This is a genomic window from Microbulbifer magnicolonia, from assembly GCF_035117725.1.
GTDB classification, from domain to species: Bacteria; Pseudomonadota; Gammaproteobacteria; order Pseudomonadales; family Cellvibrionaceae; genus Microbulbifer; species Microbulbifer magnicolonia.
On sequence record NZ_JAYEFD010000001.1, the window covers coordinates 316,830 to 342,312 of the forward strand.

Annotated in this window: 16 protein-coding genes; 6 read left to right on the forward strand and 10 right to left on the reverse strand. The window is 62.6% G+C overall.

What is annotated here, in order from left to right:
- Positions 1-6: 6 nt before the first annotated feature.
- From RRF64_RS01445 to RRF64_RS01465, 5 genes are all read right to left on the reverse strand, one after another.
- Positions 7-1,857 (reverse strand): VWA domain-containing protein, encoded by a 1,851-nt coding sequence (locus RRF64_RS01445; protein WP_323844047.1) that lies wholly within the window; start codon positions 1,855-1,857, stop codon positions 7-9.
- Positions 1,854-2,966, reverse strand: a complete 1,113-nt coding sequence (locus RRF64_RS01450; RefSeq protein ID WP_323844048.1) for a vWA domain-containing protein — start codon at positions 2,964-2,966, stop codon at positions 1,854-1,856. Before RRF64_RS01450 ends, RRF64_RS01445 begins: the two co-directional genes overlap by 4 nt.
- Positions 2,959-3,525, reverse strand: a complete 567-nt coding sequence (locus RRF64_RS01455; protein ID WP_323844049.1) for a DUF4381 domain-containing protein — start codon at positions 3,523-3,525, stop codon at positions 2,959-2,961. The genes RRF64_RS01450 and RRF64_RS01455 overlap by 8 nt, the downstream gene beginning before the upstream one ends.
- A 214-nt stretch (positions 3,526-3,739) precedes the next feature.
- Positions 3,740-4,705 carry a DUF58 domain-containing protein gene (locus RRF64_RS01460; protein ID WP_323844050.1) on the reverse strand — a complete coding sequence of 322 codons (966 nt, stop codon included), beginning with the start codon at positions 4,703-4,705 and terminating at the stop codon, positions 3,740-3,742.
- 55 nt (positions 4,706-4,760) lie between these two features.
- Positions 4,761-5,750: an AAA family ATPase gene (locus tag RRF64_RS01465; protein WP_422732600.1), complete on the reverse strand. Its 990-nt coding sequence runs from the start codon at positions 5,748-5,750 to the stop codon at positions 4,761-4,763.
- Between the two features lie 318 nt (positions 5,751-6,068).
- On the opposite strand from RRF64_RS01465, the gene RRF64_RS01470 reads away from it, so the two are divergent.
- Together RRF64_RS01470 and RRF64_RS01475 are read left to right on the forward strand one after the other, a co-directional pair.
- A complete protein-coding gene (locus RRF64_RS01470) occupies positions 6,069-10,976 on the forward strand; it encodes an NAD-glutamate dehydrogenase (protein ID WP_323845576.1) in 4,908 nt (1,635 codons plus the stop codon).
- Between the two features lie 131 nt (positions 10,977-11,107).
- A complete protein-coding gene (locus RRF64_RS01475; protein WP_323844051.1) occupies positions 11,108-12,133 on the forward strand; it encodes a quinone-dependent dihydroorotate dehydrogenase in 1,026 nt (341 codons plus the stop codon).
- A gap of 536 nt (positions 12,134-12,669) precedes the next feature.
- On the opposite strand, the gene rmf is transcribed toward RRF64_RS01475, so the two are convergent.
- A complete protein-coding gene (gene rmf, locus RRF64_RS01480) occupies positions 12,670-12,951 on the reverse strand; it encodes a ribosome modulation factor (RefSeq protein WP_422732601.1) in 282 nt (93 codons plus the stop codon).
- 449 nt (positions 12,952-13,400) lie between these two features.
- On the opposite strand from rmf, the gene rlmKL reads away from it, so the two are divergent.
- Positions 13,401-15,641: a bifunctional 23S rRNA (guanine(2069)-N(7))-methyltransferase RlmK/23S rRNA (guanine(2445)-N(2))-methyltransferase RlmL gene (gene rlmKL / locus RRF64_RS01485; protein ID WP_323844052.1), complete on the forward strand. Its 2,241-nt coding sequence runs from the start codon at positions 13,401-13,403 to the stop codon at positions 15,639-15,641.
- A gap of 116 nt (positions 15,642-15,757) precedes the next feature.
- On the opposite strand, the gene RRF64_RS01490 is transcribed toward rlmKL, so the two are convergent.
- Together RRF64_RS01490 and RRF64_RS01495 are read right to left on the reverse strand one after the other, a co-directional pair.
- The gene (locus RRF64_RS01490; protein ID WP_323844053.1) at positions 15,758-18,205 is read right to left on the reverse strand and encodes a bifunctional serine/threonine-protein kinase/formylglycine-generating enzyme family protein; all 2,448 of its coding nucleotides are present in this window, start codon (positions 18,203-18,205) and stop codon (positions 15,758-15,760) included.
- Between the two features lie 18 nt (positions 18,206-18,223).
- Positions 18,224-19,156, reverse strand: a complete 933-nt coding sequence (locus RRF64_RS01495; RefSeq protein WP_323844054.1) for a PP2C family protein-serine/threonine phosphatase — start codon at positions 19,154-19,156, stop codon at positions 18,224-18,226.
- A 612-nt stretch (positions 19,157-19,768) separates the two neighbouring features.
- On the opposite strand from RRF64_RS01495, the gene RRF64_RS01500 reads away from it, so the two are divergent.
- Both RRF64_RS01500 and RRF64_RS01505 read left to right on the forward strand, forming a co-directional pair.
- A complete protein-coding gene (locus RRF64_RS01500) occupies positions 19,769-20,653 on the forward strand; it encodes an FHA domain-containing protein (RefSeq protein WP_323844055.1) in 885 nt (294 codons plus the stop codon).
- Between the two features lie 5 nt (positions 20,654-20,658).
- Positions 20,659-20,907 carry a glutaredoxin family protein gene (locus tag RRF64_RS01505; protein WP_323844056.1) on the forward strand — a complete coding sequence of 83 codons (249 nt, stop codon included), beginning with the start codon at positions 20,659-20,661 and terminating at the stop codon, positions 20,905-20,907.
- A gap of 26 nt (positions 20,908-20,933) precedes the next feature.
- On the opposite strand, the gene RRF64_RS01510 is transcribed toward RRF64_RS01505, so the two are convergent.
- Positions 20,934-22,907, reverse strand: a complete 1,974-nt coding sequence (locus RRF64_RS01510) for a transglycosylase SLT domain-containing protein (protein ID WP_323844057.1) — start codon at positions 22,905-22,907, stop codon at positions 20,934-20,936.
- 172 nt (positions 22,908-23,079) lie between these two features.
- Between RRF64_RS01510 and RRF64_RS01515 the strand changes: the two genes are divergently transcribed.
- Entirely contained in the window at positions 23,080-24,942 is a 1,863-nt protein-coding gene (locus RRF64_RS01515; protein WP_323844058.1) for an ATP-binding cassette domain-containing protein, read from the forward strand.
- Between the two features lie 69 nt (positions 24,943-25,011).
- Here the strand turns inward: RRF64_RS01515 and RRF64_RS01520 are convergent, their stop codons facing one another.
- Positions 25,012-25,449 carry a universal stress protein gene (locus RRF64_RS01520; protein ID WP_323844059.1) on the reverse strand — a complete coding sequence of 146 codons (438 nt, stop codon included), beginning with the start codon at positions 25,447-25,449 and terminating at the stop codon, positions 25,012-25,014.
- Positions 25,450-25,483: the final 34 nt, after the last annotated feature.

Genomic DNA, 25,483 nt, shown 5'->3' on the forward strand with positions numbered 1-25,483 from the left:
CCTTCCTTACCATCTCTGCGTGGCTCCATTTTCCGGGGGCTGCCATTCGCCGCTGCGGTAGGCGCGGCGGCGCTGCAGGCTTTCGTACTTGAATTTCTCCCGCATCAGGCCGGCGGGGTCGTCGGGTATCTGGCGCAGCCACTGGTCGAGGGCCTGCTGGGTTTCCGGGTCCAGCGGGCTGTCCTCGGCGCCGGCCTGCTGTTGCTCGCCCTGTTGCCGCTGATCCTCGCCTTGTTGAGGTCGGTCCGGTTGCTGCTGATCCTGTTCCTTTTCCTGCTGATCGCCATTCTGGGCCTGCTGCTCCGAGGGCTGCTGGTCCCCGGCGTCGGACTGCTGCTGTGAGCCGGCATCCTGCTGGCTCTGTTGCTGCTGCTGGTCCTGGCTCTGCTGCTGGCTGTCGCCGGACTGCTGTTGTTGCTGACCGGACTGTTGCTGGTCCTGCTGCGACTGCTGTTGCTGCTGTTGTTTCTGCAGGTCCCGCAGTTTTTTTGCGATCTCGCGGTTGTGTTCGGCATCGGGGAATTGCGGCTGCCTTTCCAGGGCTTCGTCGTAAGTGGCGATGGCTTCGTTGTAGAGGCCCTGTTGGGTCAGGCTGTTGCCGAGATTGTAGAGCGCTTCGGCATCGCCACCGACAGAGAAATCCTTTTCCGCCGCGGGGTAGTTGCCGGCGCGGTAATTGGCGGTGCCGCGCCACTGCGGGTCCTTAAAGGTCTCAGCGGCCTGTGCGGCCTCGCCTTGCTGCAACAGCTGCTCGGCCTGCTGATCCTCGCGTTGCCAGAGATCTTGCCACTCGAAAGCCTGGCTCTGCTGCGGCGGCAGGAGCAGCAGGGCCCCCAAGGAGAGGGGTAGGGGCAGGCAGGCGAGAGCGCCGCGGCGGAACAGCAGGGCGGCGAGTGGCAGCAGCAGCAGAACCAGCCAGGGGCCTTCCTCTCGCCACTGATCGAACTCCCGCTCGGTGAGCTGCGCCTGCTCCGGCGTCTCGTCATCGGGCAGCAGTTTGGCGATGTCGCTGTCGTCGACGCTGATCCGGGCGAAGCGGCCGCCGCTGCCGCGCGCCAGGCGCGCCAGTTCCCGCGCGTCGAAATTGGCGATGATGATGGCGCCGTTGTCGTCGGTGATAAAGCCGCCGCCATCGCCGCGGGGAATGGGGCTGCCTTCGCCGCTGCCGACGGCGAGAATATTCAGCTCTACCTGGGCGTCGGCCACCAGCTTGGCGACGGCATCGAGTGCCATTTCGTCGATGCCGTCGGTCACCGCCAATAGTTGGCCGCGCCCGGCGGCCCCGTCTTTCAGCAGGCGTATAGCGGTTTCCACCGCCATTTCGATATTGCTGCCCGGCACCGGTATGATCGACGGCGACAGCGCCGGTACCAGATTGGCGATGGTGGCGGTGTCTTCGGTCAGTGGCGTCACCACATGGGCTTCACCGCCGTAGGCGACCAGCGCGGTGAGGCCGTCCTGGCGCTGGCGCAATATATCGAGGATCTTCAGCCGCGCGCGGGTGAGCCGGTTGGGCGACAGGTCGGTGGCCATCATCGACGGTGATAGATCCAGCAGAATCACCAGTGCGTCCTGGCTGCTGAACACCGGTGTCGGCAGTTTGCGCCAGGTCGGGCCGGCCAGGGCGACGATGGTGCCGGCGAGCAGGGCGAAGATCAGTGAAAAGAGCCACGGGCGCCTGGCGCCGCCGCGCAGCAGCAGGTAGGGCAGCAGTTCGGCGTCGACGATTTTCTGCAGCTGGCCGCTGTTGAGAATCGTGCGGGCCAGGCCCCAGCAGAGCAGGGCGGCGGGGATCAGCAGCCACAGGAAGTGCGGGCGCAGGAAGTGGAATTGGTGGAGGTCGGCGAACAGGTTCACGGTGTTTGGCTCCTGTGGGCGGGCCTGCGGCCCGCTTTGCCGAGCTGGACCTCGGCGTTCCCAGGGGCGGGCCTGTGGCCCGCTTTGCCGAGCTGGCGGCGGGCGCTCCCGGGCTCGGCGCTGCCGGCGTTGGCCAGCAGTGGCACTGCGGCCCAGAGCAGGGCCAGCAGCAGGGCGGCGCCCAGCGGCCAGATATACAGTGACTTCAGTGGCCGGTAGCTCTCGGCTTCCTGTTCCACCGGCTCCAACTGGTCCAGCTCGGCGTAAATCCGCGCCAGCTCCTGCGGGTTGTGGGCGCGGAAAAACTGCCCGCCGGTCTTGTCGGCGATGGCCTGCAGCGTCTCGCTGTCCAGGTCGCGGGACGGGTTGATGCGCCGGCTGCCGAAGCGGCTGCCGAGCAGCCCCGGCTGCACCATTTCCTCGGCGCCGACGCCGATGGTGTAGACGGTGACGCCGGCCTGCTGCGCCAGCTCGGCGGCCTTGAGCGGGGATACTTCTCCGGCGGTGTTGGCGCCGTCGGTGAGCAGGATCAACACGCGCTGCTCGGCCGGGCGCTGGGTCAGGCGTTTTACCGAAAGGCCGATCGCGTCGCCGATGGCGGTGCCCTGGCCGGCGAAGCCGATCTGCGCTTCGCGCAACAGGGTGCCTACGGTTTCGCGGTCGTAGGTCAGCGGTGCCTGCAGATAGGCGCGGGTGCCGAACAGCACCAGGCCGAGTCGGTCTCCCTCGCGGCGCTCGACGAAATCCCCGACCACCTGTTTCACCGCGTCGATGCGCATGGCCGGGCGGCCGCCGAGCAGCATATCCGGCGTCTCCATACTGCCGGAGATATCCACCGCGACGAGCAGGTCCCGCGCGCTGCTGGTCTGGGTAATCGGCTCGCCGTACCACTGCGGGCGCGCGGCGGCGCCGACCAGCAGCAGCCAGATCAATGTCAGCAGCAACAGGTTGAGCAGATTGCCCTGGTCGCCGCTGCCACGCTGGGACAGCTCGGCATAAAAGGGCACCTTCAGCGCGCTGCTCAGGGGGCGCGAGCGCGGCAGGAAATAGCGGGCCAGCAACGGCAGTGGCAAAAGTGCGAAGGCCCAGGGCCAGGCGAACTCAAACACCGGCGGCCTCCGCGGTTGCCTGCGACAGAAGTTCGGGTTGACGCTCGCGGTGCTGCTGCACCCAAAGTATTGCATAGTCGCGAAACGCCTCGTTGCCGGCTTTGTCGAGGGTGTCGGCGCGGTAGAGGTGATCCAGCAGAACTCTTTGCGCCGCGTCCGGGCACTCGCAGGGGGCGCTGCCCTGCAGGAAATCGAGCCAGGCGCGGCCGGTCAGGTTGCCGCAGGCGCCGCGGCCATAAGTGGTTACCGCGACCCGTTTCAGGAGTTCGTTGATCTGCTGGGGCGCCATCCGGTTCCCGGTGTCGACAGACTGCAGCAAGCGGACTCCCTCGGCGCGATAGCGGTTGTGCAGCCGCTGCCGGCGCCTGGCCCGCAGCCATAAATAGATGCCGGCGAGGCAGGCCAGTAACAGTAGCGCCAGCAACCACCAGCCCGGGGCCGGCGGCCACCAGCCGACCGGTGCCGGTTCGTGAATGTCGTGCAGTTGGGCCAGCAGTTCCTGCGCTTCGGGGGAAAGCGGCGGTGCGGGTTGTGCCTGCTGCAGTGGGAGTCCTCTCACGTTGCTGGCCCCCGGGGTGCGGCGGCGATCGATCGCGGCCGTGGGCCGCTCCTACAAGAAGTGGCGCTCCGTAGGGTGCGCCGTGCGCACCAAATAGAGAGGGCGGTTGTGGCTGCTTGCGATCGCGGCCATGGGCCGCTCCTACATGGGGAGCGCCGTGCGCAGCGGCGGGGCGGAGTGCTGCGGGCGGCGCAACCAGCGGGTGTGTCGATCCTCACTGGGCGTGCCTCCCGTTGGCCGGCTGGCGCGCGCTGTAGAAGGACAGCAGCGCCGGCACCAGCGGTTGGGTATTGTCGAAATCCAGCAGTGGCAACCGGTGCTTCCGGCAGAGCTGTTCGACGTCGGCGCGCGCCTGGGCCTGCTTGTCGGCAAAGTATTCGCGCAGGGGGCGGCTGCCGGCGTTCAGAAACGTGCGCTGGCGGCCGTCGGAAATGGTCAGGGATTGCGCCGGCAGCTGCCGCTCCAGCGGATCGGTGATGCGGATCACCTGCAGGTCCGCGTGGCGCGTCAGCAGGTACAGTGGCTGGGCGCAGCTTTCGTCCAGGTCGTGACAGTCGCTGATCAGGAACAGGGCACTGCCGGGGCGCGCGATGCGGCGCGCCTCTTCGAGCAGGGTCTTGAGTGACTGGCTGCCCGGCTCGGCGATGGGGCTTTGCAGTTCGCCGGCGCGCGCGACCATGCCGTGAATCATCGACAGCACCGCGTGGTGGCTGCGGCGCGGGCGCACCGTGTCTATGTCGCGGTCGCCAAACAACAGGGCGCCGATGCGGTCGCTGTGTTGCAGGCCCGCCCAGCCCAGCGCCGCGGCAATGCCGCTGGCGGCGACGGACTTGAAGGCCAGGTGGCTGCCGAAAAACATCGGCGAGCGCAGGTCGAGCAGGACGACCACCGGTCTCTCCCGCTCCTCCTGGTACAGCTTGGTATGGGTGGTGCCGGTGCGTGCGGTTACGCGCCAGTCGATGGTGCGCACGTCGTCGCCGGCCTGGTAGTCGCGCACCTCTTCGAAATTCATGCCGCGGCCGCGGTAGCGGGTGAGCAGGCCGCCGGCCTGGTCGCTGCGGGCCAGGCGCGGTTTGAACAGCTGCAACTGGCGGGCGATATAGCGCAGCCGCACCAGCGGCTCCACCTCGGGATAGGCGCCGCGGAGTTCCAGCTCTGTATGGTTCAATGCTTTGAGCAAGGTTCTTTTACCCTCTCCCCCGGCCCCTCTCCCGCAAGCGGGAGAGGGGAGGAATTCAGATCGCCGGCACCTGTTGCAGCAGCCGCGCAATCACCTGGTCGGCGGTGACGCCGGCGGCTTCGGCCTCGAAGCTGAGCAGCAGGCGGTGGCGCAGTATGTCCGGGGCCACGTCCATCACATCGTCCGGGGTGACAAAGTTGCGGCCGGCGAGCCAGGCGCGGGCGCGGGCGCACCGATCCAGTGCAATGGTGGCTCGCGGGCTTGCACCAAAATCTAGCCAGGATGCCAGCTCGCTGTCATACTTCGCCGGCTCCCGGGTAGCAATGACAAGTTGGACAATATAGGTCTCTACCGCCTCCACCATCTGCATCTCCAGAACCTGGCTGCGGGCGCGGAAAATGGTTTCCTGGCTGATCACTTCGGAAGGGCGATTTTCGCCAAGGCTTGCCTCGGATCTGGCCAAGCGCAAAATTTTCGCTTCCGCGTCTGCACCCGGATAGGCAAGATTCACCTGCATGAGGAACCTATCCAATTGTGCCTCTGGCAGCGGATAAGTCCCTTCCTGTTCTATGGGATTCTGTGTCGCCATCACCAGGAATAATTGCGGCAGCGGATAGGTTTTTCGGCCGACGCTGATCTGGCGCTCCGCCATGGCCTCCAGCAGTGCGGACTGCACTTTGGCCGGCGCGCGGTTGATCTCATCCGCCAGTACCAGGTTGTGGAACACAGGCCCGGGTTGAAAATGGAACTCTCCGGTTTCCGGTCGGTAGATATCGGTGCCGGTAATATCGGCCGGCAACAGGTCCGGCGTAAATTGGACGCGATGGAAATCACCCTCAATAGCCTCGCCCAGCGTTTTGATCGCCTTGGTTTTGGCCAGCCCCGGCGCTCCCTCCACCAACAGGTGGCCGTCCGCCAGCAGGGCGATCAGTATGCGGTTGACCAGGGTCTCCTGGCCGATGATCTGCTGTCCCAGCCAATCGCCCAGCGCGACGATGTGCTCCCTGATATTCCGGTTTGCTTCCATAGCGTTAGCGTCAGCCATATTAATGTCACTTCTTCTGCGAATTATCACGCCCCCGTCCGGCCGGGGGGATATCTATCATCTTTTATATATAGTCGCCGCCCCACGGGTGCGGCCTGTTGATTTTAGCGGCACGCGGTGGAGAGGCAACCGCCCAACCGTAGACCCCCGGATGTGTACAAAGTTTGGCCGAGGCTGGTGCCGGACTCGATCCCGGCGAAATTTTAATTTTTCACTTCGCTCCCTGCACGGGAACGGGGATAAGACGACAGTATTTTCGGATCTGGGGACACCGGAGCCGGTTGTTACAAGAAAGGATTTGGGAGGTTCTCCGTGAATATGGCGACGGTGATTACCGATAGCCGCGAGGAATTGGTGGCGCAGATCAGCGCGCTGATTCGGGAAAAACTGGCGGAACAGGCCGAGCCGGTGGTGGCTTTCGCGCGGCAGTTTCTGCATCAGTACCCGCTGGAAGACCTGGCCGGTCGCCGCCTGGTCGACGTCTACGGCTGTATCTATACCTGGTGGAATTTTATCCAGCAGCGCCCGGCGGACAAACCCAAGGTGCGGGTATTCAACCCGCGCCTGGAGGACGACGGCTGGGAGTGTTCCCACACGGTGGTGGGGGTACTGCAACGGGACATGCCGTTCCTGGTGGATTCGGTGCGCATTGAGATCAACCGCCGCGACACGGTGATTCACTCGATCAAGAGCACGGTCATGCAGCTGCAGCGGAGCAAGAGCGGCAAGTTGCAGAAGCTGCTGCCGCCCCGCCGGGAGGCACCGGACGAGCCTCAGGCCGGCAGCACCACCAGTGAGGCGCTGATCTATGTCGAGATCAATCTGGATACCTCGCCGGGCTACGCGGCCGATCTCGCGGCGGCGCTCAAGGATGTGCTCGGTGATGTGGAGCTGGTGGTGGACGACTATGTGCCCATGCTCGATACCTGCAGCGCCATGGAGGACCAGCTGCACATAGGCCTTGCGGGTGGAGGCAGTGGCGAGACTGGCAACGCCGAGGATGACGCCAATCTGCAGGAGGCCTGCGCCTTCCTGCAGTGGATGCGTGACGGCAATTTCACTTTCCTCGGCTACCGCGAGTACGAGTTTTCCCAGCAGGGCGACAAGAAGATTCTCTCCGAGGTGGAGAATCGCCGCCTGGGTATTTTCAAGAAACTCGAGGAGCCGGCCGAGCCGACCCCGGAAGCGGCCTTCAACGAGGGCAAGCAGCGCTTTTACCAGGGGCCGAACTTCCTCACCTTTGCCAAGTCATCGGTAAAGTCGCGGGTACACCGGGCCGCCTATTCGGACTATGTCACCATCAAGCGCTACAACGCCGCTGGCGAAGTGATCGGCGAATCGGCCTTTATGGGCCTTTACACCTCGCCGGTGTACACCGAGAGCCCGGTCAAGATTCCGATTGTCCGCCGCAAGATGGCCTCGATCATGGAGTCCAGCGGTCTGGCGCCGCACAGTCACGACGGCAAGGCGCTGCGCCGCATCCTGGATACCTTTCCCCGCGATGAGCTGTTCCAGAGCAGTACCCGGGAGCTGTTCGATACAGTGATGGGTGTGCTCTCCATGAACGAGCGCGCCCATATCCGCCTGTTCATGCGCCGCGACCCGTTCGGCAAGTTCGTCACCGCCACCGTCTATGTGCCGCGGGAGCAATTCAACAGCAGTGTGCGCGAACTGATCTGCGCGCATATCACCAAGGCCATCAAGGCCATAGAATCCGACTTCACTACCTTTTTCTCTGAGTCCATCCTCGCGCGCGTGCATTTCGTGTTCCGCGTTTCGCCGAGCGAGCCGGTGGATATCGACGTGGCGCGACTGGAGGCGCAAATCGTGGACATAACCCGCTCCTGGGAAGATGTATTCCAAAAATCCCTGATCGAAAGCCACGGCGAGGAGGAGGGCAGCCGCCTCTACAGTGTCTACGGCCGCGCCTTTCCCGCCGGCTATCGCGAGGATTTCGAGCCGCGCATCGCAGTACAGGACGTCGCCGCCATTGAGGACCTGAGCGAAAATAACCGGGTGGCGATGAGCTTCTACCAGCCGGTAGGCGCCGCCGCTGGCAGTCTGCGCTTCAAGGTATTCAACTGGGGCAGCGGCCTGACGCTTTCCGACGTGATTCCGGTACTGGAAAACCTCGGCTTGCGCGTGATCGGCGAATTCCCCTATACGATTCGCCCGGCCGGCAAGACCGATGTGTGGATGCACGAATTCCACCTCGAGTTCGGCCTGCCGACTCGCGTGGACGCGCAGGCGTCCCGCGGCCTGTTCCAGGATGCCTTCGCCGCGATCTGGAGCAATGTCGCCGAGAGCGATGCCTTCAACCGCCTGGTGCTGGCGGCGCGCCTGAACTGGCGCGAAGTCGCCATGTTGCGCGCCTACGCCCGCTACCTGAAGCAGACCAAATTCAGTGCGAGCCAGGAGTATATCGCCGCGACCCTGGCTACCCACACGGAGATCACCCGCAATCTGGTCGCGCTGTTCCGCGCCATGTTCGATCCGCGCGTCAGTAGCGGTAAACAGGATCAGACCCGCGTCGAGCGACTGATCAAGAAGATCCACGAGGGGCTCGACGGCGTCGACAACCTGAACGAGGACCAGGTGATCCGTCGCTACCTGGAACTGATCCTGGCCACGCTGCGCACCAATGCCTTCCAGCCGGATGCCGACGGCCAGCCCAAGGACTACATCTCCATCAAGTTCAGCCCGCGCAATATCCCCGGCATCCCCGAGCCGCGCCCGGAATTCGAGATCTTCGTCTATTCATCGCGGGTCGAGGGTGTACACCTGCGCGGTGGCAAGGTCGCGCGCGGCGGTCTGCGCTGGTCCGATCGGCTGGAGGACTACCGCACCGAAGTGCTGGGCCTGGTGAAGGCGCAGGCGGTGAAGAACGCGGTGATCGTACCCAGTGGCGCCAAGGGCGGCTTCGTGGTGCGCCAACCGCCGGCGGACGGCAGTCGCGAGGCGATGATGGAGGCCGGTATTGCCTGCTATCAGACCTTTATTCGCGGCCTGCTGGACATTACCGACAACCTCAAGGACGGCGAAGTGGTGCCGCCGGAACAGGTGGTGCGCCGCGACGAGGACGACCCCTATCTGGTTGTGGCCGCGGACAAGGGCACGGCCACCTTCTCCGATATCGCCAACGGCATCGCCGCGGAGTACGATTTCTGGCTCGGCGACGCCTTCGCGTCCGGTGGCAGCCAGGGCTACGACCACAAGAAGATGGGCATCACCGCCCGCGGCGCCTGGGTGTCGGTGCAGCGCCACTTTCGCGAGATGGGCGTGGACGTGCAGAAGGAGGACTTTTCGGTGATCGGCATCGGCGACATGGCCGGTGATGTGTTCGGCAACGGTATGCTGCTGTCCGAGCATATCTGCCTGAAGGGCGCCTTCAACCACCTGCATATCTTTATCGATCCCAATCCCGATGCGGCCACCAGCTTCCAGGAACGCAAGCGCCTGTTCGAGATGCCGCGCTCCAGCTGGATGGACTACGAACAGAAGCTGATTTCGAAAGGCGGCGGCATCTTCGAGCGCCGCGCCAAGTCGATCACCATTACGCCGGAAATGAAGGCTGCCTTTGCAATCGAGGCGGACCAGCTGAACCCGAACGAGCTGATCAGCGCGCTGCTGCGCGCGCCGGTGGACCTGATCTGGAATGGCGGCATCGGCACCTATGTGAAGGCCAGCAGCGAATCCCACGCGGAAGTCGGTGACAAGTCCAATGACCACCTGCGCGTCGACGGCAGCGAGCTGCGCGCAAAGGTGTTCGGCGAGGGCGGCAACCTGGGCATGACCCAGCGCGGCCGTATCGAGTATTCCCTCAGTGGCGGTCGCTGTAACACGGACTTTATCGACAATGCCGGCGGCGTGGACTGCTCCGACCACGAGGTGAATATCAAGATCCTCCTGAACAAGGTGGTGGCCAACGGGGATCTTACCGAGAAGCAGCGCAACCAGTTGCTGGAGGAGATGACCGACTCGGTGGCGGAGCTGGTGCTGCACAATAACTACGACCAGACCCGCGCGCTGAGCGTGGCGGAATATCAGGTGCCCGAGCGCCTGGATGAGTTCCGTCGCACCATCAATGCGCTGGAGAGCGAGGGCCGGCTCAAGCGTGCGTTGGAGTTCATTCCGGACAATGACCAGCTGACCGAGCGCGAGAACAAGGGGCAGTACCTGACGCGCCCGGAGCTGTCGGTGCTCATTTCCTATGTCAAAGTGAAGCTGAAGGAGGAATTGCTCGGCGCAGGCATCATCGACAATCCGCGTGTGCAGGAAGCGGTTGAGTCGGCCTTCCCGGCGGAGCTGGTAGCGCGTTACCGCGAGCTGGTCTACGACCATCCACTGCGCCGCCAGATTGTCTCCACCCAGGTGGCCAATGAAATGGTCAACAGTATGGGTATCACCTTTTATCACCGCATCAGCAGCGCCACCGGGGCGGATATTGACGCCGTGGCCGCGGCGTATGTCAGCGCCCGCGATGTGTATCTGATGCCTGAGTTCCTGCAACAGATAGCGTCGCTGGATTACCAGGTGCCCGCTGCGTTGCAGTTAGAGCTGCTGAGCTCCATGATGGGGCGCGTGCGCCGCGCAACGCGCTGGTTCATCCGCAATCGCCGCGACCTGGAACCGGCACTGAACCGCGAGCTGTTCCAGGAGTCTGTGCAGCGCGTGATCAAGGCGCTGCCGGAAGTACTGAGCGGCGCGCCGCGCCGCGACTGGGATTCCCGTTTCAGGCAATTGCTGGAGGCAAAGGTCCCGGAAGAAGTGGCGCTGTTGGCCGCGTCCCCCACCTATCTCTATTCGGCCCTCGGGATATCGGAATCCGCCCGCGCCAGCGAGCGCCCGGTGGAAGAGGTGGCCAGTGTCTACTTCCGTCTCGCCGACGTGCTGAACCTGCACTGGTTCGGCAACCTGATCATCGACCTGCCCGCGGAGAGTTTCTGGCAGGCCCAGGCCCGCGAGACCAGCATGGACGACCTGGACAGCCAGCTCTCCAGCCTGGCGGTGAGCATCCTGCGTCTTGCCGGAGAGGCGGAGCTGGATGTGGATGGTGCAATGTCCAGCTGGAGCGCTATCATGGCGCCCGCGATTCAGCGCTGGAACAGTATGATCGCCGAACTGAAAGCGGCGCCGGTCAGTGACTTCGCCATGTTTACCGTCGCGTTGCGCGAGCTGATGTACCTGGCCAACGCGACCGCGGATCAGGAGTCGCTGGCCGAGTAAATCGGCAATGACCGTAGGAGCGGCCCATGGCCGCGATCGATGGTGGTTGATTCCGCATAATCGATCGCGGCCAACGGCGGATGGCCGCCCCGCCGCTCCTACAAGGGAAAACGACCGAAATAAGGGGAAAAATGTATTCACATCTGCGCAAGGCCCTGTTCGCGCTAGACCCTGAGCGGGCGCACCATCTGACGCTGGACGCCATTGGTGCGGCGGAGCGGCTGGGATTGTTGTCGCTGTTCAACAAGCCGGTAGTGGACGACCCGGTGGAGTTGATGGGGCTGACGTTGCCTAATCCCATCGGGCTGGCTGCAGGGCTCGACAAGAATGCCCAGGCATTCAATGGCCTGGGTGCACTGGGGTTTGGCTTTGTCGAAGTCGGCACCGTGACGCCGCGCCCGCAGCCGGGCAATCCGCAGCCGCGCCTGTTCCGCCTGGAGGAGGCCGATGCGATTATCAATCGTATGGGATTCAACAACCTCGGTGTGGATTACCTGGTGCAGCGCGTCAGGCGGCGCCGCTACGGTGGTGTACTCGGCATCAATGTGGGTAAAAACTTCGATACCCCGGTCGAGCGCGCGGCTGACGATTACTGTCTGTGTATGGAAAAGGTGTACCCCTATGCGGACTACATCACCGCGAATGTCTCCTCGCCGAATACCAAAGGGCTGCGGGATCTGCAGTTCGGTGAAAGCCTGAATCGGCTGCTGGACGCCATCAAGGAAAAGCAGCGGCAGCTGGCGCAGGCGTGCGACCGCTATGTACCCCTGGCCGTGAAAATTGCCCCGGACATCGACGACGACGCGATTGGGCAAATTGCCGAGGCGCTGCGCGAGTTTGAAATCGACGGCGTTATCGCCACCAATACCACCATTGACAAGTCCGCCGTGGCGCACTTGCCCCACGGCAGTGAGGAGGGCGGTTTGAGCGGCAAGCCGCTGCGACAAAAGTCCACCCAAGTGATCGCACAGCTGGCAAAGGAATTGCGCGGGGAGATCCCCATTATTGGAGTGGGCGGAATTTTTGATGGCGAGAGCGCGGCCGAAAAGATTCGCGCGGGCGCCACTGCCGTGCAGATCTATACCGGATTTATTTATCGCGGCCCTGCGGTGATCAAAGAGGCCGCCGAGGCCATCGCCCTGTTGCGAAGGAGCTAGTGTACTGTTTCGCGCTTAATGGCGCTTTCAGAGCCCCCCAAATTGTTCACAGTTAGGCGCCGTTCGCAGGGAATGGCGCGCCCTTTACAAGAACGGCAACGCCGCTGTGGACGATTTGGGGGGCTCCCTTCGGGCGGGCCGTTAAGCAGCCATCTGCTGCGTTGCACTCGCTTGACGTAGCGGGCTACGCCGGCGCAAGTGCGCCTTGCAGTTGGCCGCTTAGCGGCCCGCTGAAAGTGCCATTAAGCGCGAAACAGTACACTAGTGGTCCATGCGGTCAATTCCGTAACCGATCACTTCGCCACAGACTCCAGGGCGACGCTGAAAAAGCTTGAATTAACGCTGCTAGTCCTGCGCTTTTTCAGCGCCACCCTGAAGCCTGTGGCTGTGTGCTTTAGTTACCGAATTTACCGCATGGACCACTAGGGCGCCGGCGGGCGAAGTGCTGAGTCACTGCGACACCGCGGCCGGCTCAGCCAGGCCGCGGCGCGATTCTCAGGAGTTGCGGTAGTTTGCGGCTGCGAACCCGAATGGGGTTATGCGGTGCTCCAGCCGTCGGGGTGGTGAATGTCGGTGGTCACAGCTCGATAGGTCTCGAGTTTTTGCGCCGTTGTAGAACCTCCAAATCCGTTCCAGTAGTCCTCCCTGCCTTCTCTCCACCCATTGACCCAAGCCTGATGCAATGTGCCGTTTTCAAAGGGGCAACTTTCCATGGCTTTGTTCTGAGTGGCGGCCAGGTAGCCTTTGTAAAAGGCTCTTTCGGACTGGTTACGTTTTTGGCGTTTCATCGTATGCAGTACCTCTTGGTATGTGTGCATAGGCGGCTCTCCCTTGGATCGGTTTTGCCGCTGGTTTCGCATGATTAACGTTTTTTTACACCTGCATTTCTAAGCTTAGTGAATGTTTCCGTCAGATAGCCTCGCCTGCCTCTTGTTGCCGTCTATATCTGCAAGAATATCGTGTGGCCGGGCGATTCAAAGAAAGCGCTCACCGCGACGCAGTGTTTCAGTCGCTGAGTCACCGCATTTCGTGGCGGACGATCGGTCGGGTTTCTCAAAGCCAGCAGAAATGAGCGCAGGCGTCAGTAGATCAAAGAGTGATTACTATGTGAACAAATTAATTTGTATTAACGTGGCAGCTAATAGAAGGAATATGAATAGGTATAAGGGCATAATTGCCTATCTTGCGGCAGAGTAGAAAATTCTGTGCCCCAGCGGTAATAGGGGAAGTCTGTAGCGCTACAGCCCTAACATATGAGTAAAAGATTTTGATCGACCAACTGACCCGCGAACTGTCGTTCACTGCCACCTGTCCCAAGGGCCTGGAAAGCCTGCTGTCAGAAGAGCTGCGCCAACTCGGCGCAGATGATCTGCGCGAACAACCCGCGGCAGTGCACTTTTCCGGCTCCCTGGCGCTGGCCTACCGGTGCTGCCTGTGGAGTCGCCTGGCCAACCGCATCCTGTTGCGTCTGGAGCAGGCGCGTGTAGGCAACGCCGAGGACCTCTACCGCGCGGTGGCGGCGCAGCCCTGGGAGCAGCATATCAGTCCATCCGGCAGGCTCTGGCTGCAGTTTTCCGGTACCAATCGGGAAATCCGCAACAGCCAGTTCGGCGCCCAAAAGGCAAAGGACGCAATCGTGGATCGCTTGCGTCGCGACAGCGGCGCGCGGCCAGTGGTCGACAAGGAGAATCCGGACCTGACCGTGGCCCTGCGTTTGCAGCGCGATCGCCTGGACATCGCCATAGACCTCAGTGGCGACAGCCTGCACAGGCGTGGTTACCGCACGCATATCGGTATCGCGCCGCTGAAGGAGAACCTCGCGGCGGCGCTGCTGCTGCGGGCCGGCTGGCCGCAGATTGCCGCCGAGGGCGGCGCGCTGCTCGACCCCATGTGCGGTTCCGGCACCATTCTGATCGAGGGCGCGATGATGGCCGCGGATATAGCGCCCGGCCTGCTGCGCAAGAGTTTCGGTTTCGAGCGCTGGCTGGGCCATCAGAGTGACATCTGGAACGACCTGCGCGAGGAGGCGCTGGAGCGGCGCCGCCGCGGCCTGGAGCGGGAACTGCCGGAAATCCGCGGCTATGACGCCGACGCCAAGGTATTGTTTGCCGCGGAGGCGAATATCGCGCGTGCCGGCCTGGAGCGCCAGGTGCGCGTCAGTTGCCGCCCGGTGGCGGCCTTCAAGGCGCCGAGCCATCGCGAGATCAAGCCCGGCCTGGTGCTCACCAACCCGCCGTACGGCGAGCGCATCGGCGAGCAGGAGGCGCTGCGCGAGACTTATGCGGAGCTGGGGCGCCAATTGAAGAGGGAGTTTCCCGGCTGGCACGCCGGCATTTTCACCGGCAACCCGGAGTTGGGTTACGAAACGGGCCTGCGATCGCACAAACAGTACCAGCTCTACAACGGCACCATTCCCAGCCAGTTGCTGCTGTTCCATATTCGCGCGCAGTCTGCGGAAGGAATGGCGGAAGAGGGGGAAGCCAGGCGCTCGCCCGAGGCCCTCTCACCTGAAGCTGTTGGGGTCGCCAATCGCCTGCGCAAGAACCTGCGGACCATCGGCAAGTGGGCGCAGAAAAACGCGATCGATTGCTACCGTTTATATGACGCCGATTTGCCCGAATACGCCGCCGCCATCGATCTGTACAAGACCGTCGACGGGGAGCTGTACGCCCACGTGCAGGAGTACCGCGCACCGGCGACCATCGATGAAAGCAAGGCGCGCGCGCGACTGCGCGACCTGGTGCGCGCGGTGCAGTCGGTATTGGAAATTCCCCAGCGCAGGGTGAGCATCAAGGAGCGCCGGCGCCACAGCCACAAAAAGGACCAGAAGGGCGGCGGCCAGTACCAGAAGCAGGCCCAGCTGCAGAAACCGACCTGGGCCGCGGCGCTCTGGGTCAGTGAATACGGAGCCGAGCTGGAGGTGGACCTCTGGAGCTACCTGGATACCGGCCTGTTTCTGGACCACCGCCCGGTGCGCCGCTATCTGCGCGAACAGGTGCGCGAGCGCGGGGCCGGTGTGAAATTCCTGAACCTCTTCTGCTATACCGCCAGCGCGACGGTGCAGGCCGCGCTGGGAGGCTGCGCGCAGAGCACCAGTGTCGATATGTCCAAGACCTACCAGGCCTGGAGCGGGCGCAATTTCCGTCGCAACAATCTGGATCCCTACCGGCATCAGCTGGTGGAGGCCGATTGTCTGCAGTGGCTGGAATCGGCACAGCAAAATCGCCGCGGCCACTATGATTTGATATTCCTCGACCCGCCGAGTTTTTCCAATTCCGCGAAAATGCGCGGTGTGCTGGATATCCAGCGGGATCACGCCAAACTGATTCGACAGTGTATGACCTTGCTGGCCGCTGGCGGAACCCTGGTGTTCTCCAACAATTTGCGCAGTTTCAAGATGGATGAGGAGATCGGTGCGGAATTCTCAGTAGAGAATTTGCAGCTGCTGGACCGGGATTTTCAGCGCAATCCGAAAATCCACAATGTGTGGAAAATAGAGGCGCGGTAACGGCTACGGAATGCGGAGTATGGTGTCTGCATTCCGCATTGACGCGGGCCATCCATGGCCCACGCCCTGCGGGCGCCTTCGGCGTCCAAATTTGCTCCAGGCAAATTTGTCCGCATTCACTCGAGTTCCATCACTACGCGGAAGCCCACTTCCCTGGACATGCTGTTCTCGCTCAGGCCTTCGCGATAGTCCGAGCTGACGTTGTTCAGCGGATCGCGCATGGAGCCGCCGCGCACCGTGCGCAGTTCGCAATTGCCAATCTCTACCGGGCGGCTGTCGCTGCGGCTTTTGCTGTAGTCGCCCAGATAGCAGTCCTGGACCCATTCGGCCACGTTGCCGGCGGTGTCGAAGAGTCCGAAGCTGTTTGCCATATAGTGGCCGACCGGTGCACTGGTGGCGCTGAATATGCTGTTGAACTCGCTGGCGCAGCCGCGCCGGCAGTTCGCCTTGCCGCGCGCGTCGTCCTCACCCCACCAGAAGGGCAGGCGCTCGCCGCCGCGGGCGGCGTACTCCCACTCCGCTTCACTGGCGAGACGGTAGCGCCTGCCGGTTTCCCGGGACAGCCACTCTGCATAGTCCTCGGCATCGTGCCAGCTCACGTTGATTACCGGACGCTTGCCGCGTCCCCAGCCGGCATCGCCGGGCAGGGCCGCGCCGGTTGCATCGGCAAAGCGGTCGTATTCGTCGAAGGTGATTTCGTGCGTTGAAATGGCAAAAGGTTTTTCGATCCGAACCCGATGTGCCGGGCTGGCAAAAGCGCGTTTGCTGTTGCCCATTCTAAAACTGCCCGCCTTGACCACGATCATCTGTGGGCCCCGATCGCCGGATGCGAGCGGGGAGCGGATCTTTTTACCGGCAACGTAGCGGCGTTCCAGTTCCACCGGCACGGTGAGGTTGCGGTCGTCGATGACAATCCAACGGCGTACCGTCGCGTAGCCGGGCTTGCTGACTTCCAGGTCGTACTTGCCCGGCGCCAGTTCAATACCGGGCTGGTAGCGCGGTGTGATATTCATGATCCGCACTCGCGCGTCGCGCGGCTGCGCGCGCACGCTGAGCTTGAACAATTGTGGCGGCGCCTGCTCGATGGCAGCTTGTTCGGTTGGCACTTCATCGCCGTCGCCGACGGCTTCGGCGGGCCCGCCGGCAGTGGTTTCCGCTGCCGGCGGCGCTGTCGCCACCGCATCTGTGGCGCCAGGCGGCGCTGTATCGGCCGCCTCGGCGACCTCTGTTGTGGCGCCCGGCAATGGCGCAGCGGCCAGCGGCATTGGCGTTGGCGTCGTTTGGCCAGCGGTCATTGCCTCTGCGCCGGAATCTGTTGCCGGTGAGATCGACGGATCGCCGGCGGGGAGAGCCGCAATGTCTTCGGGGAGCAGCAGCTCTGCTGTGAAGCGGCTGGCGCTATTCAGCAGCGGGTATTCCGATTGCCACTGGAGCTTGAAGCCGATCAGGCTGAAGAGCAGCCAGGCAAAGGTCGCGGATACTGTCAGCAGGCCGCCGAGCAGCCACTGCCGGCGCTTGCGCTGGGGTGTCTGCTGAATCACCTGGTGGATGCGCATGATGGTTTCCTGCTCTGCGCGCGGGTGATTCTCATGCAGCGGTTTGTCGCGCCAGCGGGCCCAGGCGCTGGCGACTTGATCGCTCAGGGTCCCGTAAAGTGTCAGCAGCAGAGCGCGCATCAGGCTGGAGACGCGCACCGAGGTGTTGTTGAGCTGGGTACTCTGCACGGGCGGCTTGCCGGCCAGGGCAGCAACCAACTGATCTATGGCGTCCACGATATCCAGGCCGCGCTGGAAACGCTGGTCCGGGTCCTTGGCGAGGAAGCGGTCGATCAGACTCTGGTACAGGGAGTGCCGCGCCGGTAGCCGCGGAATTGGATCTGTCAGGTGTTTGATGGCGATGGCCACCGCCTCATCGGCCTGGTAGGGCACGGCACTGGTGATCATCTCGTAAAAGACCACGCCCAGGCTGTACAGATCGGCGCGGCCGTCGATCGCTGCGCCGCGGGCCTGCTCCGGGCTCATGTAGTGCGGTGTCCCCACCACCATGCCGGTATTCGTCATCCGGGTGGTGCGGGCCACGGCACGCGCTACGCCGAAATCTGTCAGTACCGCCGAGCCGTCCTCGCGAAACAGGATATTTTCCGGCTTCAGGTCCCTGTGCACATAGCCCTTGCCGTGTGCGTGGTCCAGCGCCAAGGCGATTTGCCGCGCGACGTTCAGCGCCTCCAGTGGTTCCATGATCCCTTTTGCCAGCCGGTCGGATACCGAGCCGCCGGCCATATAGTCCATGGCGATATAGTTGAGGCTGCGGTAGCGGCCAATATCGTGAATGCCGACGATATTCGGATGTGACAGCTGTCCGACGATGTTGGCTTCGCGCTGGAAGCGCTCGCTGAAAATGGGGTCGGCATTGAGCACTGGCGACATCACTTTGAGCGCCACCTGGCGGCCGACACTGCGCTGAATTGCCAGATAGACGGTGGACATGCCGCCCTGGTTGATTTTCTTGAGGATCCGGTAACCGGGGATTTCCAGCGAGGAATTACTGGTACTGACGACTTCCATTGAGCGCTTTCCCTTGAATCAGATTTGAGCGAACAGCCTGGCGGCGAAGGCGGCGAAGGCGGCGATCATGCCGAGTGCAATGATTGCGAATAGCAGTTTACCGCTCAGCCTAAGCTGTTGCGTTGAAGCGCGTAGCGCCTTGCTTGTGCGCGACGTCCACTTTCCGCCGATGGGTGGCGCCGGATTGGGCGCATCGATGACCTGGACGGTGATGTTGTCCTTGCCGCCCGTGTCCAGTGCCGCACCGATCAGCAGGTCGGCGGCACGCCGATTGTTGCTGTTTTCTGCCAGTATGCGGGCAATTTCCTCGGGCTCGACCTCGGCACTGAGGCCGTCGCTGCAAAGCAATAACTTTTGGCCCGGCACCCAGGGCGAGGAGACCCGATCGATTTCCAGCTTGGGATTGGTGCTTCCGCCGATACAGCGGGTGATGACGTGGCGATTGGGGTGATTGGCCGCCTCCAGCGAATTGATGGCGCCGGAATCCACCAGCATCTGCACATAGGAGTGGTCACTGGTGAGCTGCTTAAGCTGGCCGCTGCCTTCGCCCGGTGTCCACAGGTAGGCGCGGCTGTCGCCGACCCAATAAACGTGAAAGTAGGCGCCGTCTTCGGCAACGACCACTGCCGTTGAACCCATATTGGCAGTGTTCTGTTCGTCACCGAGGAGAAGCGCGTGCGCGCGTTGCAGCGCGCGCTCGTAATGGCGGTCGGTGGCGGCGGAGCGTTGTATTTCTTCCACTACTGTCTTGCTGGCGATCTCGCCGGCCTGGTGGCCGCCGAGACCGTCGGCCACCACCCAGACTCCCCGCTGCTCGTCCGCCCAGTAGGCGTCTTCGTTTTGCTCTCGCCTATAGCCGGGGTGGGTTGCGCCGGCGCTGCGCGTAGCGCCACTGGTCCGCTGGACTGTCCCGCTGTGCCGCGATACTTCGCGTACTTTGGCTTCACTCACTGGCGTGCAACTACCTGTCTTTATTCTGATTCATCCGGCGATCCATCGATTATTGTGATGGCCGATGGTGTCATCCCTGGGGAACTGCAAAAATCCCGCACTGGCAGGTGCCTGGCGCAGTTGCTGTACTTGTCGGCGCAATGCTGATCCTTGTGTCCTGTAAGGTACTAAATGCGGTTATCAGCGGGCCGCTAAGCGGCCAGATACAAGGCGCATTTGCGCAGACATAGCGGGCTACGTCAAGCAAATGCAACGCCGTAGATGGCTGCTTAGCGGCCCGCCCGAAGGGAGCCCCCCCTCTTTATAGGTGAAGAGGGCCCACAGCTGCGTTGCCGCTCTTGGAAAGGGCCTGCCATTCCCTACGAGCGGCGCCTAACTGTGAACGATTTGGGGGGCTCTGATAATTGCATTTAGTACCTTACAGGACACTAGACACTTCGGCCATTGTAAGCTGCAAACCGAATCACACGCTAACGAAAATCCTCGTGGTAAACTCAACTCATCTGATACGGGCTTATGTTGAGGCAGGGTGCTGCCGCGAAATTGACATCGTTACTGCCCCCTGGGCGCAGTAACTATTGCTGCCGCGGGGCAGGTAGAGGAATAGATCTCATGCTCAAACTCTGTGACCTGAAGGATGCCAACCTGAGTGTGTGGTTGGTGGCTCCTAAAGTGACTGTGGGGCGCGCGGCCAATTGTGATTTGACGATTGCCGACGAATCTGTGGCCAAGTTGCATGCGGAGATTACCGTCGGGGATGACGTGCTGACGCTCCACAGCCTGTCTGGAACTGGGCAAATTTTGCTCAACGGCAGTCCGGTGAAGGGCAGCTGCGAGGTCAAGGTTAACGATCAGCTGCAAATCGGCGAGCGGATTCTGAAGATAGTGGACCCTAAAGTGACGAAGCTGAGAGCGGCGAAGCCCGCCAGCAGTGCCACCTGGGCGCTCAGGGCAAATCACCCTGCGATCGCCGGCAAGGTCTTTCCGGTGAAAGAGATTACTGTGGTGGGGCGCTCGGACGAATGCGATATCACCTTCTCCCTGTCGCATTTGTCCCGTCGTCACGCGCGACTGGAAGTGCGCGAGGGGCTGTTGTTTGTCACCGACCTGGGCTCTGCAAACGGCACTTACCTGAATAACAAGCGCATTGTCGAAACCCGCGTGCGGCGCGGGGACGAGTTGCGATTTGACACGCTCAGTTTCAGTGTCGTGGGCCCGGCGGAGGATCTGGACAAAACGACATTGCGGCCCGCGGTTTCGATTCCGCAGGTGAAAGTGGCCGGTCAGGAGGTGAAAGGGGCCAGCCAAGAGGTGAAAGGGGCCGTAGTCCAGCCTCACCTGACCTCTGTTGCCGAGACGATGCAGGGGCGGCGCCAGTTTCAGGGGAGTTCCGCGGTCGAAGATGGGGGCAGCAGAGTCTGGCCCCGGATAGGCGGACTGCTGCTCGCCGCGGGGATCCTGGGGTACTTCTGGGCGCGCAACCAGGGTTTCCTCTGACGTCCATGGCGCGCAAGCTTTATCTCTACACCACGCTCGGTTGCAGCTTGTGCGAAAAGGCCAAGCTTGAGATCTGGCCGCAGCTGGAGCAGTTCCGGCTGCAGCTGCAGGAGGTGGATATCGCCGAGGATCCAGAGCTGCTGGAGCATTTTGCGACGCAGATTCCGGTGGTCGGTCTCGGTGATCCTCGCGACGTCTGCATCTGGCCGTTTGACCGCGCGCAGCTGAACGACTGGCTGCGCCAGCGCATCTAGCGATACCACACCACACAGGCTACAGGCTAAAGCTTGCTTGCCGCCTCATTCTCCCTTAGCAGAGGCAATTTTGTGCCACTGCGATAGGCGTAAATCACTGTGTAAGCCAGCACGTTCTGTACATAGTTGCGGGTTTCGACGTAGGGGATGGTTTCTATCCACACGTCAAAGGGCAGCTGGTTTTTGGTCTCTCTCAGCCAGTTCGCCACCCGCGTGGGTCCGGCGTTGTAGGCGGCAGCGGCGAGAAAGCGGTTGTTGTCGAAGCGGTTCAATAAAGTGCTGAGGTAAAAGCTGCCGAGCGCGATATTGGTGCTGGGGCTGAGCAGGTCCCAGTTGCGCCTGTAGGGCACGCCGGCTCGCCGGGCGGTGGCGCGCGCAGTCGACGGCAGCAACTGCATCAGTCCCAGTGCGCCGGCGGTGGATTTCGCGTCGTGGTTGAAGTGGCTCTCCTGGCGGGCCACGGCGTAGATCAGGTAGGGGTCCAGCGCGGTCTTTTGGCCCATACGCTTGCTGACATCGTCGACGATGTCGGCGAACGCGAGCGGGAAGCGCAGTTCCAGGTCGTCCAGGTAATCCGCCGCCAGTACGGACTGTATCGACTTGTGGTACCAACCCCAGGCGCTGGCCACCTTGCCGGCGGTCAGCAGCTCTTCGTGACTCATACCCGTGGTGGCGAAATCCCATTCCCGGCGCGCGTGGTAGAGCTCGCCAATGGCCTGCAGTTCCCGCGCCCGCTGCATGGCCGGGCGCATCGCCATTTGTTCTACCTGATTTGGCGTGACTGGGGCGGGGCGGTCGACGAAGCTGTAGTGCTGCCCGAGGGTGTCGGCGGCGAGGAAACCGTAGTAGCTGCGCTCCTTGGCCGCCTCCCGGTACAGGTGCACTGCCGCGTCGGTACGACCCTTGCCGTAGAGCTCCTCCAGTGAGCGGGCCTTCCAGTAGAGCCAGCGGTCGCGCTGCTGTTCCGCCTCCGGCAGCCGGTCTATCCAGAATGCCACCTGTTCCCAGTCCAGCTCGCGCAGGGACTGGCGCGCCAGCCATTCGATAGTGCGCTCATCGGCGATATCGCGCTCTTGCGCCAGTTGCCGCAGGCCCGCGATATTGTCCTGGCGGGCAAACTGCAGCGCCAGGTCGCGCAGCATCTCTTGCCGCTCGCGATCGCTGAACAGGTAACTGGCCTGGTAGCGCTGCCAGGCCTTCTCGGCGCTGGCGGCATTTTTGCGCGCCAGGCGGTGGAGTCCGTGGACGACTATGGTGCGGTATTCGGCTTTATCGCTGACAAAGCGCGAATAATTAAGGATCTGCTCCGGCTCCAGGTGCACCGAGCGCAACAGTTCGGCCATCTGCGCGTGGGATTGGTCCATCTTGCCGGCGACATAGGTGGCGAGATCCAGGTTACCGCTTTCGACTGCCAGTTGGTGGCGCCGCCAGGCCAGCGCCTGACTGAGACCGCCTTGCTTCATCCAGCGGGCGAAAACCGGGTCGCACTCCTCCGCCTGGGAGCTGCCCACCAGCCACAGCTCCTCGACCAGGCGATAGGCAGCCTCTCTGTCGCCGTAGCGGGACAGGGCGTCGGCGTAATAGCAGCGCAGGGAATCGCGGGTGATCTTTTCGGGCTGGTAGTACTTCAGGTATTCGCGAAAGCGCTCGCGGCTGCCCAGCTCGCGCAATACCCGCACGCGCATCCAGTCGCCGATAGCGGTGTCCTGGTTATCGGCGAGGAACTGGTCGATCTCGTCGAAGGGCAGGCGGGACAGCTTTTTACTGATGGCCCAGTAGTCGATATAGGGTCGCAGCGGATAGTCTTTCAGTTCCTGCTTCAGATCGTTCAGGCTGCGCTGATCATTGCGTGCAATCGCCATCCGCGCGGCCTGTAGCTTCGCTCGTTGTGCGACCGCCGCTTCGGCAGCGCTCTCGTCTGCCCGCGCCTGTGGAAATACTGATAGGGAAGAGATCAGCAGAGATAACAGAAACGCGATTCCCTTTGCGTCAATCGACATCACAATCACCCGATTGAAAGTTCGCACCCCTTAAGTTAACAGAGAAGTTAACAGAGCGGTGCAGTAAAAAATGCGTAAAATATCCGTTTTTCACATGCCGGTTTTGATTTCCCCCACAGTCCTCGGGGGCTGTTAGATTCTGGACCGGTACTAGTAATTGTAGTGCTTATTTATGTTGCTTCAGTTGGATGGGGTCAGTCTACGTTACGGGACCCAGGTGCTGGCGGATCAGGTCAGTGCGAAGATAGAGCGGGGCGATCGCATTTGTCTCGTGGGGCGCAATGGTGAGGGTAAATCCAGCCTTTTGCGCCTGATTGCCGGCCAGATCGATGCAGATGGCGGCGAGGTTGTGCGCGCTAGTGGCCTGGTTCTGGCGACTCTGGAGCAGGAGTTGCCGACGGATTGCCCGGACAGTGTCTACCGATTTGTCGCCGGCGGACTCGGTGAGGTGGGGCTGTGGCTGGCGGACTACCGCGTCGAGCCCGCTGCCGAGCTGCAGTCGCGCATCGAGACGGCCCACGGCTGGGATCTGCTGCCGCGCATCGACAGCGTGCTCGACCGGCTCGGTCTGAATGGCGACGACTCGGTCGCGGACCTGTCCGGCGGCTGGCAGCGCCGTGCCGCGCTGGCGCGGGCGCTGGTGACAGAGCCGGACCTGCTGATCCTCGATGAACCCACCAACCACCTGGATATCGCCGCGGTTGAGTGGCTGGAAGACTTCCTCGCCAGCTACCGCGGCGCACTGCTGTTTGTCAGCCACGACCGCGCCCTGGCGCAGCGGTTGGCGCAGACGGTGTGGGACCTGGATCGCGGACACCTGCGCGTATTCCGCTGCGGTTTCGATAGGTATCAGCAGGAAAAGGAGGCGCTGCTGGAAGAAGAGGCGCGCCACGAGGCCCTGTTCGACAAGAAACTCGCCCAGGAGGAGACCTGGATTCGCCAGGGCATCAAGGCCCGCCGCACCCGCAATGAGGGCCGGGTGCGCGCCTTGCAGGCACTGCGGCGCCAGCGCGACGCGCGCAGGAACCGCCAGGGGGTCGCCCGCATGGCGCTGGATGCCGGCGAGATGTCCGGTAAGCTGGTGGCGGAACTGGCCGATGTTTCCTTCGCTTACCCGGGGGAGGAGCCGCTGATTCGCGATCTCTCGTTTACCCTGATGCGCGGCGATAAGGTCGGCCTGATCGGGCCCAACGGCGTCGGCAAGAGTACCCTGATTCGGCTGCTGCTGGGGGAGTTACAGCCGGACTCCGGGCAGTTGCGTTTGGGCACCAAGCAGCAGGTCGCCTATTTCGACCAGCGGCGGGACCAGCTCAATCCGGAACTGTCGGTATTGGACAATATCGCCGAGGGGCGCGAATCGATCACTGTCGGGGGCAAAAGCCGCCATGTGATGTCCTATCTGGCGGATTTCCTGTTCAGCGGTATCAAGGCGCGCACCAAAGTGGCGGCCCTGAGTGGCGGCGAACGCAACCGCGCCCTGCTGGCCAAGTTGTTCAGCCAGCCGACCAATATCCTGGTACTGGACGAGCCGACCAACGACCTGGATGTGGAAACCCTGGAATTGCTCGAGCAGCTGCTGCTGGAGTTTCCGGGAACTGTGTTGCTGGTCAGCCACGACCGTGCTTTCCTCGACAATGTGGTGGATTCCTGTCTCGCCTTTGAAGGCAGCGGGCGCGTGCGGGAATATGTCGGCGGTTATGGCGATTTTGTGCGCCAGGGGGGCCGCTTTTCCACACCGGCGGAGCGGGCAAAGCCGGCGGCGAGCGCCGCGGAGAAGAGTGTCGCAGTTGAGGCCAAGCCGCCGGCACAGAAGAAAAAGCTCAGCTACAAACTGCAGCGCGAGCTGGACAGTCTGCCGGCCCTTATTGAGCAGCTGGAGGAGGAAATTGGCGGGCTTGAACAGGAAGTGGCGCAGCCGGAATTTTATCGACAGGAGCCGGAGATAGTGGAAGAGAGGCTGCAGCGGCTCGCTGACAAACAGGCGCAGCTGGAGACTGCGTTCGAGCGCTGGTCGGAACTGGAGAGTGGTGAGTGATCAGCGTTCGGTTGCCGGGACAAGGTTAGTCGGTTGAGTCTTTCACTGAGCTCTCACCCCTGACCTCTGTTACTCCACATGCACCCTGACCGCCAGCACGTCACAGCCGGCGCCGTGTAATACACCGTTTGCGGTGGAGCCGAGCAGTAGGGCCAGTCCGTGACGGCCGTGGCTGCCGATCACGATCAGGTCCACTTCCAGCTCTTCGGCGAGGCGGTGGATTTCTGTCGCCGGCTGGCCGAGGACCACGTGCTGGCGCTCCGCCGGCACATTCAATTGTTCCGCCGCCTTGCGCAACTGCTCCTTGGCCTGGGACTGCAACTGCTCCTGGACCTCGGAGAGGTCCATTGGAATGTCACCGCCGTAGGCAAACGTCAACGGCTCTATCACATGCGCCAGGCTGAGGTCTGCAGCGAATGCCCTGCCGAGCTCGCTGGCCTTGTCCAGGACCTGGGAGGATTCCTCGGAAAGATCCAGGCCGACGAGAATGCGTTTGTAGCTGGCCATAGTTCGCTCTGCTCCTTTCCCTGATTTGCGCGAG